General features: G+C 61.2%; 18 protein-coding genes and 1 pseudogene. 15 read left to right on the top strand and 4 right to left on the bottom strand.

The genetic code is table 11. The features are described 5' to 3' along the window. Window positions 1-303: 303 nt before the first annotated feature. From phnC to phnP, 13 genes and pseudogenes are all read left to right on the top strand, one after another. Complete coding sequence (gene phnC / locus ACW9JC_RS22250) at window positions 304-1,137, top strand: phosphonate ABC transporter ATP-binding protein (RefSeq protein ID WP_338582357.1); 834 nt, start codon at window positions 304-306, stop codon at window positions 1,135-1,137. Window positions 1,138-1,181: 44 nt separating this feature from the next. Continuing rightward, window positions 1,182-2,192, top strand: a complete 1,011-nt coding sequence (gene phnD / locus ACW9JC_RS22245; RefSeq protein ID WP_457457603.1) for a phosphonate ABC transporter substrate-binding protein — start codon at window positions 1,182-1,184, stop codon at window positions 2,190-2,192. 168 nt (window positions 2,193-2,360) lie between these two features. Beyond that, window positions 2,361-3,143, top strand: a complete 783-nt coding sequence (gene phnE, locus ACW9JC_RS22240) for a phosphonate ABC transporter, permease protein PhnE (protein WP_212626853.1) — start codon at window positions 2,361-2,363, stop codon at window positions 3,141-3,143. Between the two features lie 37 nt (window positions 3,144-3,180). After that, window positions 3,181-3,885, top strand: coding sequence for a phosphonate metabolism transcriptional regulator PhnF (gene phnF, locus ACW9JC_RS22235; RefSeq protein WP_338582355.1), 705 nt, complete (start codon window positions 3,181-3,183; stop codon window positions 3,883-3,885). Window positions 3,886-3,896: 11 nt separating this feature from the next. Next, window positions 3,897-4,346 (top strand): phosphonate C-P lyase system protein PhnG, encoded by a 450-nt coding sequence (phnG, locus tag ACW9JC_RS22230; protein WP_457457600.1) that lies wholly within the window; start codon window positions 3,897-3,899, stop codon window positions 4,344-4,346. Continuing rightward, window positions 4,346-4,936: a phosphonate C-P lyase system protein PhnH gene (gene phnH / locus ACW9JC_RS22225; protein ID WP_457457598.1), complete on the top strand. Its 591-nt coding sequence runs from the start codon at window positions 4,346-4,348 to the stop codon at window positions 4,934-4,936. Before phnG ends, phnH begins: the two co-directional genes overlap by 1 nt. Further along, window positions 4,936-6,012, top strand: a complete 1,077-nt coding sequence (locus ACW9JC_RS22220; protein WP_338582352.1) for a carbon-phosphorus lyase complex subunit PhnI — start codon at window positions 4,936-4,938, stop codon at window positions 6,010-6,012. The genes phnH and ACW9JC_RS22220 overlap by 1 nt, the downstream gene beginning before the upstream one ends. Continuing rightward, window positions 6,013-6,877, top strand: a pseudogene (locus ACW9JC_RS22215) (alpha-D-ribose 1-methylphosphonate 5-phosphate C-P-lyase PhnJ); the annotation flags it as partial. It lies immediately after the preceding gene. Then, on the top strand, window positions 6,874-7,680 hold the full coding sequence (phnK, locus tag ACW9JC_RS22210) for a phosphonate C-P lyase system protein PhnK (RefSeq protein WP_457457596.1): 807 nt from the start codon (window positions 6,874-6,876) through the stop codon (window positions 7,678-7,680). The pseudogene ACW9JC_RS22215 and the gene phnK, both read left to right, overlap by 4 nt. A 28-nt stretch (window positions 7,681-7,708) precedes the next feature. Then, window positions 7,709-8,428 (top strand): phosphonate C-P lyase system protein PhnL, encoded by a 720-nt coding sequence (phnL, locus tag ACW9JC_RS22205; RefSeq protein ID WP_457457594.1) that lies wholly within the window; start codon window positions 7,709-7,711, stop codon window positions 8,426-8,428. Then, window positions 8,418-9,563 (top strand): alpha-D-ribose 1-methylphosphonate 5-triphosphate diphosphatase, encoded by a 1,146-nt coding sequence (locus ACW9JC_RS22200; RefSeq protein WP_457457592.1) that lies wholly within the window; start codon window positions 8,418-8,420, stop codon window positions 9,561-9,563. Before phnL ends, ACW9JC_RS22200 begins: the two co-directional genes overlap by 11 nt. After that, window positions 9,563-10,132 carry a phosphonate metabolism protein/1,5-bisphosphokinase (PRPP-forming) PhnN gene (phnN, locus tag ACW9JC_RS22195; protein WP_457457590.1) on the top strand — a complete coding sequence of 190 codons (570 nt, stop codon included), beginning with the start codon at window positions 9,563-9,565 and terminating at the stop codon, window positions 10,130-10,132. Before ACW9JC_RS22200 ends, phnN begins: the two co-directional genes overlap by 1 nt. Beyond that, a complete protein-coding gene (gene phnP, locus ACW9JC_RS22190) occupies window positions 10,123-10,872 on the top strand; it encodes a phosphonate metabolism protein PhnP (protein ID WP_457457588.1) in 750 nt (249 codons plus the stop codon). Before phnN ends, phnP begins: the two co-directional genes overlap by 10 nt. Window positions 10,873-10,889: 17 nt before the next feature. On the opposite strand, the gene ACW9JC_RS22185 is transcribed toward phnP, so the two are convergent. The 4 genes from ACW9JC_RS22185 to ACW9JC_RS22170 form a co-directional block, all read right to left on the bottom strand. Continuing rightward, on the bottom strand, window positions 10,890-11,465 hold the full coding sequence (locus ACW9JC_RS22185; protein ID WP_457457586.1) for a PIN domain-containing protein: 576 nt from the start codon (window positions 11,463-11,465) through the stop codon (window positions 10,890-10,892). Then, window positions 11,462-11,929, bottom strand: coding sequence for a helix-turn-helix domain-containing protein (locus ACW9JC_RS22180; RefSeq protein WP_338582345.1), 468 nt, complete (start codon window positions 11,927-11,929; stop codon window positions 11,462-11,464). Before ACW9JC_RS22180 ends, ACW9JC_RS22185 begins: the two co-directional genes overlap by 4 nt. 84 nt (window positions 11,930-12,013) lie before the next feature. Next, window positions 12,014-12,901, bottom strand: coding sequence for a LysR family transcriptional regulator (locus tag ACW9JC_RS22175; protein WP_457457584.1), 888 nt, complete (start codon window positions 12,899-12,901; stop codon window positions 12,014-12,016). 56 nt (window positions 12,902-12,957) lie between these two features. Further along, on the bottom strand, window positions 12,958-14,163 hold the full coding sequence (locus ACW9JC_RS22170; RefSeq protein WP_457457582.1) for an MFS transporter: 1,206 nt from the start codon (window positions 14,161-14,163) through the stop codon (window positions 12,958-12,960). Window positions 14,164-14,398: 235 nt separating this feature from the next. Between ACW9JC_RS22170 and ACW9JC_RS22165 the strand changes: the two genes are divergently transcribed. Further along, window positions 14,399-15,028 (top strand): hypothetical protein, encoded by a 630-nt coding sequence (locus tag ACW9JC_RS22165; RefSeq protein ID WP_457457580.1) that lies wholly within the window; start codon window positions 14,399-14,401, stop codon window positions 15,026-15,028. 108 nt (window positions 15,029-15,136) lie between these two features. Beyond that, entirely contained in the window at window positions 15,137-15,580 is a 444-nt protein-coding gene (locus ACW9JC_RS22160; protein ID WP_338582341.1) for a hypothetical protein, read from the top strand. Window positions 15,581-15,588: the final 8 nt, after the last annotated feature.

Raw genomic sequence — 15,588 nt, 5'->3', positions numbered from 1 at the left:
CCTTTTGGTTCCTTTTTGGCGTTTGAAAAAGGGACTCGCTGTAAGAGCGAAACCGTCAGCGGCCATTACCGCAGAAATGGATATGTACACCCTCAAAAACTACAGAGCCTGACACAAAGCCATCGCCAGCAGGCTGTCTCCCACAGCTCCCCCACCGCCCAAACAGCTCAACCTTTCACAAAACCTTCATCAAATAGTTACACCAGCGACTTGTGCAAGTCATAGGGCTGACATGCCCGGTGCCTAAAGTCGGTTGAACTCCAATACAGCCACGGACGGCTGTTCAACCAGACAGAGAAGCCCATGAACGCAGCTATCCATGTCGATCATCTGAACAAGACCTTTGCGCGTAAAACCGCACTGGTCGACCTCGAACTGACCATCGCGGCCGGTGAGATGGTCGCGCTGATCGGCGCGTCCGGCTCCGGTAAATCCACCTTGCTGCGCCACCTAGCGGGCCTGGCCTGTTGCGATAAAAACAACGGCGGCAGCGTCAAGGTGCTGGGGCGGGAAGTGCAGGCGAGCGGACGGCTCAATGGCAAGGTGCGCCGCCTGCGGGCCGACATCGGCTACATCTTCCAGCAGTTCAACCTGGTCAATCGCCTGAGCGTGCTCGACAACGTGCTGCTCGGTTGCCTGGGTCGCATGCCGCGCTGGCGTGGCAATTTGTGTCTGTTCAACGCCGAAGAAAAACAATTCGCCCTGGAATCCCTGGACCGCGTCGGCCTCGCCGATCTGGCGGCGCAACGGGCCTCGACCCTGTCCGGCGGTCAGCAGCAGCGCGTGGCGATTGCCCGCGCGCTGACCCAGCGTGCCGAGGTGATTCTGGCGGATGAGCCGATCGCCTCGCTCGACCCCGAGTCGGCGCGCAAGGTCATGGAAATCCTCGCCGACATCAACCGCCGCGACGGCAAGACCGTGGTCGTGACGCTGCATCAAGTCGACTACGCCACCCGCTATTGCCCGCGCGCCGTTGCGCTCAAGGGCGGGCGGATTCATTTCGATGGTCGCGCCGCCGAGCTGAGCGGGCAGTTCCTCAACGATTTGTATGGTGCCGACATCGACACCAGCCTGATGTGTTCCGACCAGCTTCGCCCAGTCGAAGCCGTGCCCCGGCTCGTGATGGCGCGCGCGTGACAACTCCCGAATTTCCCAACCGTTCACCCTCAGGAAACCTTTCCATGTTGAACCGTATCGGTCGTGTTTTTGCTGGTGCAGCACTGCTCGCCAGCTGTGTGATGGGCACAGCCCAGGCTGAAGAAAAAGCCATCAACTTCGGCATCATGTCCACCGAATCCTCGCAAAACCTCAAGAGCATCTGGCAGCCATTTCTCGACGACATGCAGAAGCAAACCGGCCTGAAGATCAACGCCACGTTCGCCTCGGACTATGCCGGCCTGATCCAGGGCATGCGCTTCAACAAGGTCGACGTCGCCTGGTTGGGCAACAAGGCTGCCATCGAAGCCGTGGACCGTTCCAACGGTGAAATCTTCGCCCAGACCGCTGCCGCCAGTGGCGCTGCCGGTTACTGGAGCGTGCTGATCGTGCGCAAGGACAGCCCGATCAACTCTGTTGACGACATGCTGAAAAACGCCAAGAACCTGACCTTCGGTAATGGTGATCCGAACTCCACTTCGGGCTATCTGGTGCCGGGCTATTACGTGTTCGCCAAGAACCACGTCGATGCCGCCACTGCGTTCAAGCGCACGCTCAACTCCAGCCATGAAGTCAACGCCTTGAGCGTGGCCAAGGGGCAACTGGATGTGGCGACCTTCAACACCGAAAGCTGGGATCGCCTGGAAGTCACCCAGCCTGATAAAGCCGCGCTGCTGAAAGTGATCTGGAAGTCGCCGTTGATCCCGGCCGACCCGTTGGTGTGGAGCAAGGCGCTGAGTGACAGCGAGAAAACCAAGATCCGCGATTTCATCTTCAGCTACGGCGACACCGATTCCGAGAAAGCGGTGCTCGCGGGCATGCAGTTGGGCAAGTTCCTGAAGTCCAGCGACGACCAGTTGCTGCCGATCCGTCAGCTGGAATTGTTCAAGCAGCGCACCACCATCAGCGCCGATACCAAGCTCGAAGCCGCCGACAAGGCCAAGAAACTGGCCGACATCGACGCCGAGCTGGCCAAGCTGCAAGAGCGCATCACCTTGCTCGAGAAGAGCGAGAAAAAGACCGCCAGCGCCGGTTGATCCATGGCGCGGTAAATGTGGGAGCGAGCTTGCTCGCGATGACGTCGGCACATTCGACATGGATGTCGACTGATTCACCGCCATCGCGAGCAAGCTCGCTCCCACAGGTTTTTGCATCAGGCATTACCGATGTGTCACGCCTCTTAAAACGCTTTTCAGAGAACCCTCATGACCACTCTCCACGCTGAAGCTGTCGGCAAGCGTACCTGGCCGCAATACGCCGGTTGGGGCCTGTTTCTGGTCCTGCTGGCCTGGGCCTGGCACGGCGCCGAAATGAATCCGATGGCGCTGTACCGCGACTCGGGAAACATGGCGACATTCGCCGCGGATTTCTTTCCCCCGGACTTCCATGAATGGCGCTCGTACCTCAAGGAAATGATCGTCACCGTACAAATCGCCTTGTGGGGCACGGTGCTGGCGATTGTCTGCTCGGTGCCGCTGGGCATTCTCTGCTCGGAAAACATCACGCCTTGGTGGATTCACCAGCCGCTGCGCCGGGTGATGGATGCCTTCCGTTCGATCAACGAAATGGTCTTCGCGATGTTGTTCGTGGTGGCCGTCGGCCTGGGGCCGTTTGCCGGTGTCCTGGCGTTGTGGATCAGCACAACGGGTGTACTCGCCAAGCTCTTCGCTGAAGCCGTGGAAGCGATTGATCCAGGCCCTGTCGAAGGCGTTCGCGCTACCGGCGCCAGTGCCCTGCAAGAGGTGATCTACGGCGTGATCCCGCAAGTGATGCCGCTGTGGGTTTCGTATGCGCTCTACCGTTTCGAAGCCAACGTGCGCTCGGCGACGGTGGTGGGGATGGTCGGTGCGGGCGGGATCGGGGTGATCCTGTGGGAAAACATCCGCGCCTTTCAGTTCGTTCAAACCTGCGCTGTTTTGCTGGTGATCATCGTTGTCGTCAGCCTGATCGACATCCTCTCGCAACGCCTGCGCAAGCAGTTCATCTGATTTTCGGAGGGGTGCCTGCGGGCGCTTTTTTTAAAGCATGCAGTTGTCTAGACAAGATGAGCCGGTGTACCGCGAACTCGCCGACATCCTGCGTCGTGAACTGGGTGACTACCGCGCCGGAGACTTCCTGCCGGCCGAGGTGCAGTTGGCCGAACGCTTCGGCGTCAACCGCCACACCTTGCGTCGTGCCATCGATGAGCTGGTGTTCGAGGGCAGCCTGTTGCGCCGCCAGGGCAAAGGCACGCAAGTGCTGGAGCGCCCGTTGATCTATCCGATGGCCGCCGACAGTGCCTACAGCCAGTCGCTTTCAGCCCAAGGGCATGGCGTCGAGGCGGTGTTGCTCAAGCGTCGCTACTGCTTTGCCAGCCGTGAAGAGGCGCAGCATCTGGGCATTGCCGAGATGGCGCCGATGATCGAATTGCAGACTTTGCGCAAGCTCGACGGCCAGCCGGTCAGCCTGATCCGTCATCGCTACTGCGCCAGCCACGCGCCGCTGCTGGCGGACTACACCGGTGGTTCGTTGCGCCAGTACCTCAGCGAACGGGATATGCCTCTGACCCGTACCCAAAGCCTGATCGGCGCCCGACTGCCCAACCGCGAAGAAGCCGCGCTTTTGATGATGCCCCGGCATTTGCCGGCGCTGAGTGTGTTCACCCTTTCCCGCGATCGCGACGGCCGTGCGGTGGAGCTGGCCCAGTCCACCAGCCGTTCGGATCGCTTCCAGTACCAGGTCGTTACCTGATGGAGAACGCCATGCAAAACCCTGTTCCTCACACCGAACGCCAGCACTGGATCGGCGTGCTGGCCCGCGCTCGTCGCAGTGAATTGCAGCCCTTCGAAGACGCACTGCGCGACATCGAATACCAATTGATCCGCGCCCCGGAAATCGGCATGACCCTGGTTCGCGGTCGCATGGGCGGCAACGGTGCGCCGTTCAACGTCGGCGAAATGAGCGTGACCCGCTGCGTGGTGCGCCTGGCCGATGGCCGCACCGGCTACAGCTACCTGGCGGGCCGCGACAAGGTCCACGCCGAACTCGCGGCCCTGGCCGACGCGCATTTGCAAGGCGCGCAACAGCGTCACTGGCTGGCGGAAATGATCACGCCACTGGCGACTGCCCAGGCGGAACGCCGGGCGCAGAAAGAGGCGGAAACCGCCGCCACCAAAGTCGAATTCTTCACCCTCGTGCGAGGAGAAAACTGATGAGCGCACAGTTGTTGCAACCGGCGTTCGCCGACCCGGTGCTGGATGCCCAGCGCGGTTTTCGCGCGGCAATGAAAGCCTTGGCCGGTCCCGGTCTGATTCAGACATTGCAACCGACTCCGAGCCTTGAAGGATTGGAACCGGCGACCTATGCACTGTGCCTGGCACTGCTGGATGTCGACACGCCGCTGTGGCTGGCGCCGTCCTTCGACACGCCGCTGATCCGCGCCAACCTGGCGTTCCACTGTGGTTGCCCGTTGACCGCCAAGCGTGAAGACGCGCGGTTTGCCTTGCTTGCGGCCGACGATCTGCTCGACCTGAGCGGCTTCGATCATGGCAACGATCGCTACCCGGATCAGTCCTGCACCTTGCTGGTTCAACTGCCAAGCCTCGACGGCGGGGCAGGGCTGAAGTGGCGCGGGCCGGGGATCGAAAGCGCACACGACGTGGCGCTGCCGGTGGCCGATGGCTTCTGGCGAGAGCGTGAACGCCGCATCGAATTTCCCCGCGGCCTGGACCTGTTTTTCGCTGCCGGCCATGACCTGATCGGCTTGCCGCGCAGCACCCGTATCGCAGAGGAGCGTGCCTGATGTACGTAGCCGTCAAGGGTGGCGAACAGGCCATCGACAATGCCCACCGTCTACTGGCGAAAAAACGCCGGGGCGATACCTCGGTCACCGAGCTGAGCGTCGAACAGATCCGTCAGCAATTGCCGTTGGCCGTGGCGCGTGTGATGAGCGAAGGCTCGCTGTACGACGAAGAGCTTGCTGCACTGGCAATCAAGCAGGCGGCGGGGGATCTGGTCGAAGCGATTTTCCTGCTGCGTGCCTACCGCACCACGTTGCCGCGCTTCAGCCCGAGCCTGCCGATCGACACGCAGAACATGCAGCTCAGCCGACGCTTGTCCGCGACCTTCAAGGATGTGCCCGGCGGGCAACTGCTGGGGCCGACCTTCGATTACACCCATCGTCTGCTCGACTTCGCGCTGCTCGCCGAAGGTGAATACCCGGGGCCGCAAACCACCCCGAATGCCAGTCTTGAACCGTGCCCCCGCGTCCTCGGTTTGCTGGCCAAGGAAGGCTTGATCAAGAACGAATCCGACAACGGCGAAGCGGTGGCGGACATCACCCGCGATCCGCTGGAATTGCCGGCCAATCGTGCCCAGCGCCTGCAAGCCCTGGCCCGTGGCGACGAAGGTTTCCTGTTGGCGCTGGGTTACTCGACCCAACGCGGTTACGGCCGCAATCACCCGTTCGCCGGGGAAATTCGCATCGGCGAAGTCGAGGTGTGGATCGAGCCCGAAGAGCTGGGTTTCCCGATCAACCTGGGCAGCATCGAAGTCACCGAGTGCGAGATGGTCAACCAGTTCGTCGGCTCGGCCACGGAGCTGGCGCAGTTCACTCGCGGCTACGGCCTGGCCTTCGGGCATGCCGAGCGCAAGGCCATGGGCATGGCGCTGGTTGACCGTGCATTACGCGCCGACGAGTACAACGAAGAGATCGTGTCCCCGGCGCAGCAGGAAGAATTCGTGCTGATGCACTGCGACAACGTCGAAGCCTCCGGTTTTGTCTCGCACCTCAAATTACCTCACTACGTGGACTTCCAGGCCGAACTGGAACTGATCCGCAAACTGCGCAAGCCTGCCGAGGGCAGCAACCATGAATGACCTGACTCAAGCGCCGGTCCGCGACGCGGCGTACAACTTCGCCTACCTCGATGAACAGACCAAACGCATGATCCGCCGCGCCTTGCTCAAGGCTGTGGCGATCCCCGGTTACCAGGTGCCGTTTGGTGGTCGCGAGATGCCGCTGCCTTACGGTTGGGGCACTGGTGGCATGCAATTGACCGCCGCGATTTTGGGCGACGATGACGTGCTCAAAGTCATCGACCAAGGGGCGGACGACACCACCAACGCCGTATCCATCCGCCGCTTCTTCGCCCGCACCGCTGGCGTCGAGACAACGGAAAGTACGCCGGACGCAACGGTAATCCAGACCCGTCACCGCATCCCGGAAACACCGCTGCACGCCGACCAGATCATGGTCTATCAAGTGCCGATTCCCGAGCCGCTGCGCTTTATCGAACCGTCGGAAGTCGAGACGCGGACCATGCATGCTCTCAATGATTACGGGGTCATGCACGTCAAACTCTACGAAGACATCGCCACCTTCGGCCACATCGCCACGGCCTATGCCTACCCGGTGATGGTCGACGAGCGCTACGTGATGGACCCGTCGCCGATCCCGAAATTCGACAACCCGAAACTCGACATGAGCCCGGCGCTGATGCTGTTCGGTGCCGGTCGTGAGAAGCGGCTGTACGCGGTGCCGCCGTTTACCCGAGTCACCAGTCTCGACTTCGAGGATCACCCGTTCGAAGCGCAGAAATGGGAAGAGTGCTGCGCCATCTGCGGCAGTCGTGAATCGTTCCTCGACGAGCTGATCCTCGACGACGCCGGCACCCAGAGCTTCGTCTGTTCCGACACTTATTACTGCGCCCAGCGCGTCAGCCAGCAGGAGCAGGGCCAATGAACCAGGCGCTGAAAAACGATCTGTCCGTGTCCACCGAACCCTTGCTGCAAGTGCGTGATTTGTCGCTGTTGTACGGTCCGGAAAAGGGCTGTCAGGACGTCAGCTTCGATTTGTACCCCGGTGAAGTATTGGGGATTGTCGGCGAGTCCGGGTCGGGTAAATCGACCTTGCTTTCACTGCTCAGCGGACGCCTGCCACCGCAGAGCGGCCGCATCGGCTACCGCGACAAACAAAGCCAATGGCTGGACCTGTACAGCGCCAGCGAAGCCGAACGCCGCACATTGCTGCGCACCGAATGGGGCTTCGTCGAACAGAACCCGCGCGACGGTTTGCGCATGGGCGTGTCGGCTGGCGCCAACATCGGCGAGCGCCTTATGGCCCAGGGCGTGCGCAACTATCAGCAGTTGCGCGGGGCCGGGCTCGACTGGTTGAGCCAGGTGGAAATCGACCCGCAGCGTATCGACGATTTGCCTCGGACCTTTTCCGGCGGCATGCAGCAGCGCCTGCAAATCGCCCGCAACCTGGTGTCGAGCCCGCGTCTGGTGTTCATGGACGAACCCACCGGTGGCCTCGATGTGTCGGTGCAGGCGCGCTTGCTCGACCTGTTGCGCGGCCTGGTGCGGGAGCTGGACCTGGCGGTGGTGATCGTCACCCACGACCTGGCGGTGGCGCGTCTGCTGGCCGACCGCTTGATGGTGATGCGCCGTTCGCGGGTGGTGGAAACCGGGTTGACCGACCAGATCCTCGACGATCCGCAGCACCCTTATTCGCAACTGCTGGTGTCTTCGGTGTTGCAGCCGTGAAGCCCCGTCCAACTGTGGAAACCGAGCGATGAATACCTTGATCGAGGTCCGTGACCTCTCGAAAACCTTCACCCTGCATCAGCAGAACGGCGTGGTCCTCAACGTGCTGCGCGGGGTGGATTTCAGTGTGGCGGGCGGCGAATGCCTGGTGCTGCACGGCCAGTCCGGCGCCGGCAAAAGCACCTTGCTGCGCACCCTGTATGGCAACTATCTGCCGGCGGGCGGCAGCATCCGTGTGCAGCATGACGGCCAATGGCTGGAGCTGGTGGGCGCCGAACCCCGGGACATACTGCAAGTGCGTCAGCGCACGCTCGGCTATGTCAGCCAGTTCCTGCGGGTGATCCCTCGTGTGGCTTGCCTGGACGTGGTGATGGAGCCAGCGCTGGCCCGTGGCTGGTCGAAACACCTGGCGCAATCGCGTGCCGAGTTGCTGCTCACTCGCCTCAATATTCCGCAACGCCTGTGGCAACTGGCGCCCGGCACCTTCTCTGGTGGCGAGCAACAACGGGTCAACATCGCCCGCGGCTTCATGGTCGTGTGGCCGGTGATGTTGCTCGACGAACCGACAGCCTCCCTCGACGACAACAATCGTCAGGTGGTGCTGGAACTGATGAATGAAGCAAAAGTCGCCGGTGCCGCGCTGATCGGTATCTTCCACGACCGTGTCGCCCGCGAAGCCGTTGCCGACCGCCATCTCGACATGACGCCCGCCGCTGTGACCGAAAAGGAATACGCCGATGTCCGTTGAACAGATCCTCAGCAATGCCCAACTGGTCACCGCTGACCGCGTGTTCTACGGCACCGTGGTGCTGCGCGACGGGTTGATCGCCGAGGTCGCCGAAGGCCCGAGCCGCTTGCCCCAGGCGCTGGATCTCAATGGTGATTACCTGCTGCCGGGTCTGGTGGAGTTGCACACCGACAACCTGGAACGCCACATGACCCCGCGTCCCGGCGTCGATTGGCCGTCGGTGCCGGCGGTGCTCAGCCATGATGCGCAGATCATTGCGGCCGGCATCACGACGGTGTTCGACGCGGTGTCCATCGGCGACGTGAATCCCAAAGGCAATCGCATGCAGAAACTGCCGGCGATGCTGGAGGCGATTTCCAAGGCGTCCGACGCCGGTCTGACCCGCGCCGAACACCGCCTGCACCTGCGCTGCGAGCTGTGCCACCCGGATACCCTGACCGTGTTTCGCGATCTGGTGGAAAACCCGCTGGTGCAACTGGTGTCGGTGATGGACCACTCGCCGGGTCAGCGCCAGTTCGTGCTGGAATCCAAGTACCGTGAGTACTACATGGGCAAGTACCACCTGACCACCACGCAGATGGATGAATTCATCACGTTGCAGATGGCCAACTCGCGTACCTACAGCGACCGTTACCGTGCGGCAATCGTCGAGCACTGTCTGGCCCTTGGCCTGTCGGTGGCCAGTCATGATGACGCAACCCTGGCCCACGTCGAGGAGTCGGCGCGTTTTGGCATGACCATCGCCGAGTTCCCGACCACCGTCGAAGCGGCGCGTGGGTGTCAGGAAAACGACATGAAGGTCTTGATGGGCGCACCGAACATTGTGCGCGGCGGTTCGCACTCGGGTAACGTGGCCGCCGCAGATCTGGCCGCCGAAGGCTTGCTGGATATCCTGTCCAGCGACTACTACCCGGCGAGCCTGCTGCAATCGGCGTTCGCCCTGGCGGCGCAGAGCGAGCGGATCGGCTTGGCCGAAGCGGTGCGCATGGTCAGCCTGAACCCGGCCCGGGCCGCAGGTCTCAATGATCGCGGCGAGATTGCCCCGGGCTTGCGCGCCGATCTTATACAAGCGCGCAGTCAGGACGGCTTGCCGGTGGTCCAGCAAGTATGGCGACAAGCGAAGAGGGTGTTTTGATGGCAGGCAGGTTGATCTATCTCATCGGGCCTTCGGGTTCGGGCAAGGACAGCCTGCTCGATGCAGCGCGAGAGCGGTTGGCCGGACGCGGCTGCCGCATCGTGCGGCGGGTCATCACCCGCTCGGCGGAAGCGGTGGGCGAGGCGGCACTGGGCGTTAGTGCGCAGCAGTTCGCCGACATGGAGGCTCAGGGCGCGTTTGCCCTGAGCTGGCACGCCAATGGGTTGTCCTATGGCATCCCGCAGGAAATCGATGATTGGCTGGCCGCCGGACAGGACGTGTTGGTCAACGGCTCGCGGGGGCATTTGCAGAACACCCGCCTGCGCTATCCGAACGTGTTGGTGTTGCTGCTGACGGTGGATCAAGCGGTATTGCGCCAGCGTCTGCTGGCGCGTGGGCGTGAATCGCTGATCGAGATCGATCAGCGGCTGGCGCGCAATGCCCGCTTCACTGAACGCTTGCTGGCCGACAACGACCCGGCGCTGCACCTGCTCGACAACTCCGGGCCGCTGGAGAGCACGGTCGAACGCTTGCTGGCGTGCATTGACGAGCAAGCGCCATGCGACTGACGTTGCTGGGCACCGGTGATGCCCGGCAAGTCCCGGTCTACGGCTGCGAATGTGTCGCCTGCGATGCTGCACGCTACGATGAGCGCTTGCAGCGTCTGCCCTGTAGCGCGCTGATCGAATGCGGCGATCAGCGCTGGTTGATCGACAGCGGCTTGCCCGACCTGTGCGAACGCTTCCCGTCGCGCAGCTTCAACGGCATTTTCCAGACCCACTACCACGCCGACCACGCCCAGGGTTTGTTGCATTTGCGCTGGGGCCAGGGCCTTGTGATCCCGGTGCACGGTCCGGTCGACCCGGAAGGCTTGGCCGACCTCTACAAACATCCCGGCATTCTTGATTTCAGCCAGCCGTTCGAGGCTTTCGAAACCCGTTCTTTCGGCACGCTGAAAGTCACCGCGCTGCCGTTACTGCATTCCAAACCGACCCTCGGCTACCTGCTGGAAGGCGAAGGTCGGCGTATCGCCTACCTGACCGACACCGTCGGTCTGCCATCGGACACCACGGCGTTTCTGCAACGTCAACCGCTGGACCTGCTGGTGCTCGACTGCTCGATGCCGCCGCAACCCCAGGCCCCGCGAAATCACAACGACCTGAACCTGGCTTTGCAATGCATTGAAGAACTGCAACCAGCGTCGGCGGTGTTGACGCATGTCGGGCATACGTTCGATGCGTGGTTGATGGAGCATCGCGGCGAGTTGCCGGGCAATGTCAGTGTCGGGTTTGATGGGTGTGTGTTGTAAGGAAACCGATGTTGTTCTCATAGCATCGCCCGGTAATCGTTCAGTGCTTTGACCGACTGAATCAAACCTTGGCGAAACAACAAGTCGAGGTAAGTGCTGACATCCATCGGTGGCATCTTCAGCTGTTTGCGTTGCCGTTGAGCCGCAGAGATCACCGCAACCGAATCCAGATCAAAGAGATCACTGACGAACTCGTCAGGGTGCTGAGCTTCTATGCCGTAAGGTTTCAAAGCAGTGAAGGGAAAATCCTTGCGGTTGAACGTGACGATAACGCTCGCGTTGCAACGAATGGCAGCCGCGAGTACATGTCGGTCGTCGGCATCAGGCAGCGCGAGTCCTGCGATCAGTTCTTCGTAACCGGTGACACAGGCGTCAGGTATAGCCAGATCCATCAGCTCAGATGTTCGATCGAGTTGCTCCGCCGTCAGGTCTGGACGGTTTTTTAGCAGATTACGTTTCCATTCGTTGTGTATCTCCAATGACCATCTCGCCCTGAACCGTCCGGAGAGCGCGAGCCACATCAGAAAATCTCTCAAGGGCGCGGGGTAAAGCACGCAAGCATCAAATACAGCGGTAAAAGAGGTGTGCCTCACTCGTATCCTGTCCTTAACGCCTGTGCCTGCTCGGCGAGAAGCGTCATTGCCTGCTCGCTGGCTGCATCGCGCCGGGTTTTATAGTCCATCAAATCGGCAAAACGCACACGTCGGTGCTTGCCGGTTTTGTGGTAGGACAGTTCACCGGACTCCAGCAGTTTGATCAGGTGCGGGCGTGAGACGTTGAGCAGGTCTGCCGCTTCCTGCGTGGTCAGCTCCGCGTGGACCGGAACCACTTTGACGGCATTGCCCGCTGCTAACTCAGCGAGGATATCGACCAACAGGCGCAGTGCCGAGGTCGGTAGTTCGACGCTGTGAGCTTCATTGCGCTCGTCGAAAATCTGGATGCGCTGGGTTTCGATTTGGGTGCAGAGATAGGCTGTAAGTGCACGTTGCCCCTCACTGGCAAGCTGCACCTCGCGTTCCGCGGGTAAATGGATCGGTGGATGAATGACTGTCGACATGACGGTTTCCAATATTCTGAATAATCGATGTCGGCAGGCTATTCGAATTAATCGAAATTCGCAATAAACGAAACGCCTGGCTGTTCAAACGTATTTATTCAACAACCCCCGCACATACTCCACAAACGCCCGCGCCTTGGCGCTGGCCATTCTGCCGGTGGGGAACACGGCCCACAGATCCTGATTCGGCAGAGTCCATTCGCTCATGACTTCCCGGACCGCGCCGCTGGCCAGTTCCGGCGCGAACATCCATTCGGATGCCACGGTCAACCCTTGGTGGGACAGCACGGCTGCACGCAGACCTTCGGCGGCGCTGACGCGGATGCGCCCGTTGATGATCACGGGTTGTTCTTCACCAGCCTGCTTGAACAGCCAGTTGGCACCGCCGCTGAGGGTGTAGACGATTGTCTGATGCTCGCCCAGATCGGTGGGGCAGGTAGGTTCGCCGTATTTTTCGAAGTACGCCGGCGTGCCCAGTACCACGCGCCGGCATTCGGCGATCTTGCGGGCGGTGAGGCCGGAGTCGCTCAGGGTGCCCATGCGCAGGGCAACGTCCACGCCTACTTCCACCAGATTGACGTTGCGATCATCGAGCATCAGGTCGATGTTCAGCTCCGGATTCTGCTCCAGAAACGGCCCAAGGTGCGGCACGATATGCATTCGGCCGAAGGTTACGGCGGCGCAGATCCGCAGGTTTCCGGTCAACCCGCTGGCGGCGCCACGCGCCGCGTTGTCGGCCTCATCGGCTTCTTCGATGGCGCGCTTGGCCCGCTCGAAAAACGCCAGCCCGGCCTCGGTGGGCGTCAGGCCACGGGTTGAGCGCAACAGTAAACGCACCGCCAGCCGCGATTCGAGTTGGGCGATGGTTTTCGACACGGCGGGCTGGCCGATATTCAGACGCCGGGCCGCCGCGGAAAACGAGCCGGTTTCCACGACGAAGACGAAGGTTTCCATTGCGCCGAGGCGGTCCATCGAAGGTCCTTATAGAAATCACTGTAGAAGCGAGCCCGCTCGCGAAGCTTTTGAAACTAAGCCGTCGCCAACGAAGCCTTCTGCGAAACACTCAAGAACCGCAACAACGCCAACAGCGGAAACGCACTGCCAACAATCACGATCCACAACCAGCCGCCGTGCTCATACACCGCACTGGCCACCGAAGAGCCGAACGCGCCACCGATGAAGATGCTGGTCATGTACAGCGCATTCAGGCGGCTGCGGCTTTTGGCGTCGAGGGCGTAGACCGCACGTTGGCCGAGGACCATGTTCATCTGCACGCAGAAGTCGAGGACCACACCGGTCACGGCAAGACCGATGACGCTGTAGACCGGATGGATGAACGCAGGCAGGAAGCTCAGGCTGGCGAACAGCAGCGCCAGCAATGACGCGATGCGGGTGTGACCGGCATCGGCCAGGCGACCGGCGATGGGCGCGGCGATGGCGCCGATGGCTCCGACCAAGGCGAAGATCGCGATCTGGGTTTGCGACAAGCCATGGTTGCGCGCCAGCTCCAGCGGCACCGCGGTCCAGAACAGGCTGAACGTGGCGAACATGCAACCTTGATAAAACGCACGCTGACGCAGCACCGGTTGTTGGCGCAACAGCGTCCACAGCGAACCGAGCAATTGGCCGTAGGACGCACTGTGATCAGGTTGGCGCTTGGGGATGGTCACCGCCAGGACGATGCTGATCGCAGCCATCAAAACCGCAGCAATCACAAACATGGCGCGCCAGCCGAAATGGTCTGCAACCACGCTGGAAACCGGCCGTGCCAGCAGAATCCCCAGCAACAAACCGCCCATGATCCCGCCGACCACGCGGCCGCGAGAATCTTCCGGCGCCAGGTGTGCGGCCAGTGGAATCAGGATTTGCACCGAAACGGAACTGAAACCCACCAACAGCGAAATCAGCAAGAACACGTTCGGTTGATCGGTGAACGCCGCGCCCAGCAGGCTGGCAATCGCCACCAGCGTGGTGATGATCATCAACCGGCGGTTTTCCAGCAGATCGCCCAACGGTACCAGGAAAAACAGGCCCAGCGCATAGCCGATCTGGGTCAGCGAAACGATCAGGCTGGCCATAGTGTTGGTCAGTCCGATGTCCGGCGCGATCAGGCCGATGATCGGTTGCGCGTAGTAGATATTGGCCACAATGGCGCCGCAGCAGAAGGCGAACAGCAGCACCATGCCTCGGGTCATTGTCGCGGTGCCGTGGGGCACCTGAGTCGCTGGGTTCATAACGTGTCTCGCTGTACAGAAGGGAATGCGCGCAGGCTAATGGCCTGACCGGAACGGCGGAAGAGAGATTGGAGTGATAGCAGTCATTCCATTGCGGAATGAGTGACGAATGTGCGTGCCGTGCGCCGATGATTGTTGCGTCAGAATATCGGGGTCCGATGATACATTCACTTACATCTTGTTCGATAGCGTGCTTATGTTCTGTTCTCACGTTTCATCACAGGAAGGCACTCCCATGAATGCGATGTTCCGTCATCTGCTGCACGGCGTTTCGGTTGTGACATTGATCAGCCTGTTCGCCGCAGGCATGGCCCAGGCTGAGGATGCACCCGGCATGCGCATCGGCGTACGCGGCGAAATCACCGGCGTCAGCCCCGATGCGCTGAAAGTCCACGCCAACAGCGGCGAAAACGTGGTGATCAACCTGACCAAGGACACCAAGGTCCGCGCCGTCACCTTGGCCAATATCGAGGACATCAAGCCCGGCAGCTACATCGGCTCGGCAGCCATTCCTCAAGAGGATGGCAGCCTGAAGGCGCTGGAAGTCCACGTCTTTCCACCGGAACTGGCCGGCAGCGGCGACGGCCATCGGCCCTTTGATCTGGTCAAGGGCAGCAGCATGACCAACGGCAGCGTTGGCGATCTGGTGGTCAGTAACGGCCGGGTGCTGACCGTCAACTACAAGGGCGGGCAACAGAAGATCCTGGTGCCGGAGGACGTACCGATCGTCAACCTGATGCCGGGCGATCGCAGCCTGCTCAAGGTGGGCGTGAAAATCGTGACGTTCGTGACCCAGAGCGCCGACGGCACGCTGACGGCGCAGTCGATTTCGGCGGGCAAGGATGGTGTGACGCCGCCGATGTAATCCCCGGCAGACCTGACCGGCCATCTGAAGAAATGCCCACTTTGCCCCGGCAACTAGAATCAACAGGGGGATCACTTCAACGCGTCCTTACATAGCGGGAGTTTCACGATGAAAATCGTATCTTCGCTGGCGTTGGTGGTAGCGGTTGGGTCGATCTCTGGGTGCTCGACGGTGCCTGATCGTCAGGTCACCAACGTTCCCCTGAACGCTACTTCCATCAATGCCGGGAACATCGCCCGGCCCATCATGATGTCCGACGGTAATGCAACGGTGTTCTGGTTTGCGGTCAGCGGCGAGAGCATGGGCAGCGCTTTACCGGGCCGTTTGCAGGCCTATATCTATCCGGGAAGCTGTGCGAGCCTGGGTGCGAAACCGGCCTACGATATGAACGACGGTCCGAATGCGCGGTTCTATTCAGCGGCGTCGCACCAGTATTTCTGGAAGAGCGCGCCGGTCGCCGTGGAAACGCTTCGAGCGGGTGGCTATGCCCTAGTGGTGAGGGAAAGCCCGGCCGACGGGAACCAGAATATTTTCTGCGGCAACTTGAGCTAAACACCGTA

This window comes from Pseudomonas sp. SDO5591_S426 (assembly GCF_054070755.1).
The sequence above is the reverse complement of the archived record's forward strand: the minus strand, read 5'-3'. Positions and strand labels throughout refer to the sequence as shown.

Bases quoted from the DNA above. Each gene is read 5' to 3' on its own strand.
- phnC (WP_338582357.1), top strand. From the start codon at position 304: ATGAACGCAGCTATCCATGTCGATCATCTGAACAAGACCTTTGCGCGT.
- phnD (WP_457457603.1), top strand. From the start codon at position 1,182: ATGTTGAACCGTATCGGTCGTGTTTTTGCTGGTGCAGCACTGCTCGCC.
- phnE (WP_212626853.1), top strand. From the start codon at position 2,361: ATGACCACTCTCCACGCTGAAGCTGTCGGCAAGCGTACCTGGCCGCAA.
- phnF (WP_338582355.1), top strand. From the start codon at position 3,181: ATGCAGTTGTCTAGACAAGATGAGCCGGTGTACCGCGAACTCGCCGAC.
- phnG (WP_457457600.1), top strand. From the start codon at position 3,897: ATGCAAAACCCTGTTCCTCACACCGAACGCCAGCACTGGATCGGCGTG.
- phnH (WP_457457598.1), top strand. From the start codon at position 4,346: ATGAGCGCACAGTTGTTGCAACCGGCGTTCGCCGACCCGGTGCTGGAT.
- ACW9JC_RS22220 (WP_338582352.1), top strand. From the start codon at position 4,936: ATGTACGTAGCCGTCAAGGGTGGCGAACAGGCCATCGACAATGCCCAC.
- phnK (WP_457457596.1), top strand. From the start codon at position 6,874: ATGAACCAGGCGCTGAAAAACGATCTGTCCGTGTCCACCGAACCCTTG.
- phnL (WP_457457594.1), top strand. From the start codon at position 7,709: ATGAATACCTTGATCGAGGTCCGTGACCTCTCGAAAACCTTCACCCTG.
- ACW9JC_RS22200 (WP_457457592.1), top strand. From the start codon at position 8,418: ATGTCCGTTGAACAGATCCTCAGCAATGCCCAACTGGTCACCGCTGAC.
- phnN (WP_457457590.1), top strand. From the start codon at position 9,563: ATGGCAGGCAGGTTGATCTATCTCATCGGGCCTTCGGGTTCGGGCAAG.
- phnP (WP_457457588.1), top strand. From the start codon at position 10,123: ATGCGACTGACGTTGCTGGGCACCGGTGATGCCCGGCAAGTCCCGGTC.
- ACW9JC_RS22180 (WP_338582345.1), bottom strand. From the start codon at position 11,929: ATGTCGACAGTCATTCATCCACCGATCCATTTACCCGCGGAACGCGAG.
- ACW9JC_RS22175 (WP_457457584.1), bottom strand. From the start codon at position 12,901: ATGGACCGCCTCGGCGCAATGGAAACCTTCGTCTTCGTCGTGGAAACC.
- ACW9JC_RS22170 (WP_457457582.1), bottom strand. From the start codon at position 14,163: ATGAACCCAGCGACTCAGGTGCCCCACGGCACCGCGACAATGACCCGA.
- ACW9JC_RS22165 (WP_457457580.1), top strand. From the start codon at position 14,399: ATGAATGCGATGTTCCGTCATCTGCTGCACGGCGTTTCGGTTGTGACA.
- ACW9JC_RS22160 (WP_338582341.1), top strand. From the start codon at position 15,137: ATGAAAATCGTATCTTCGCTGGCGTTGGTGGTAGCGGTTGGGTCGATC.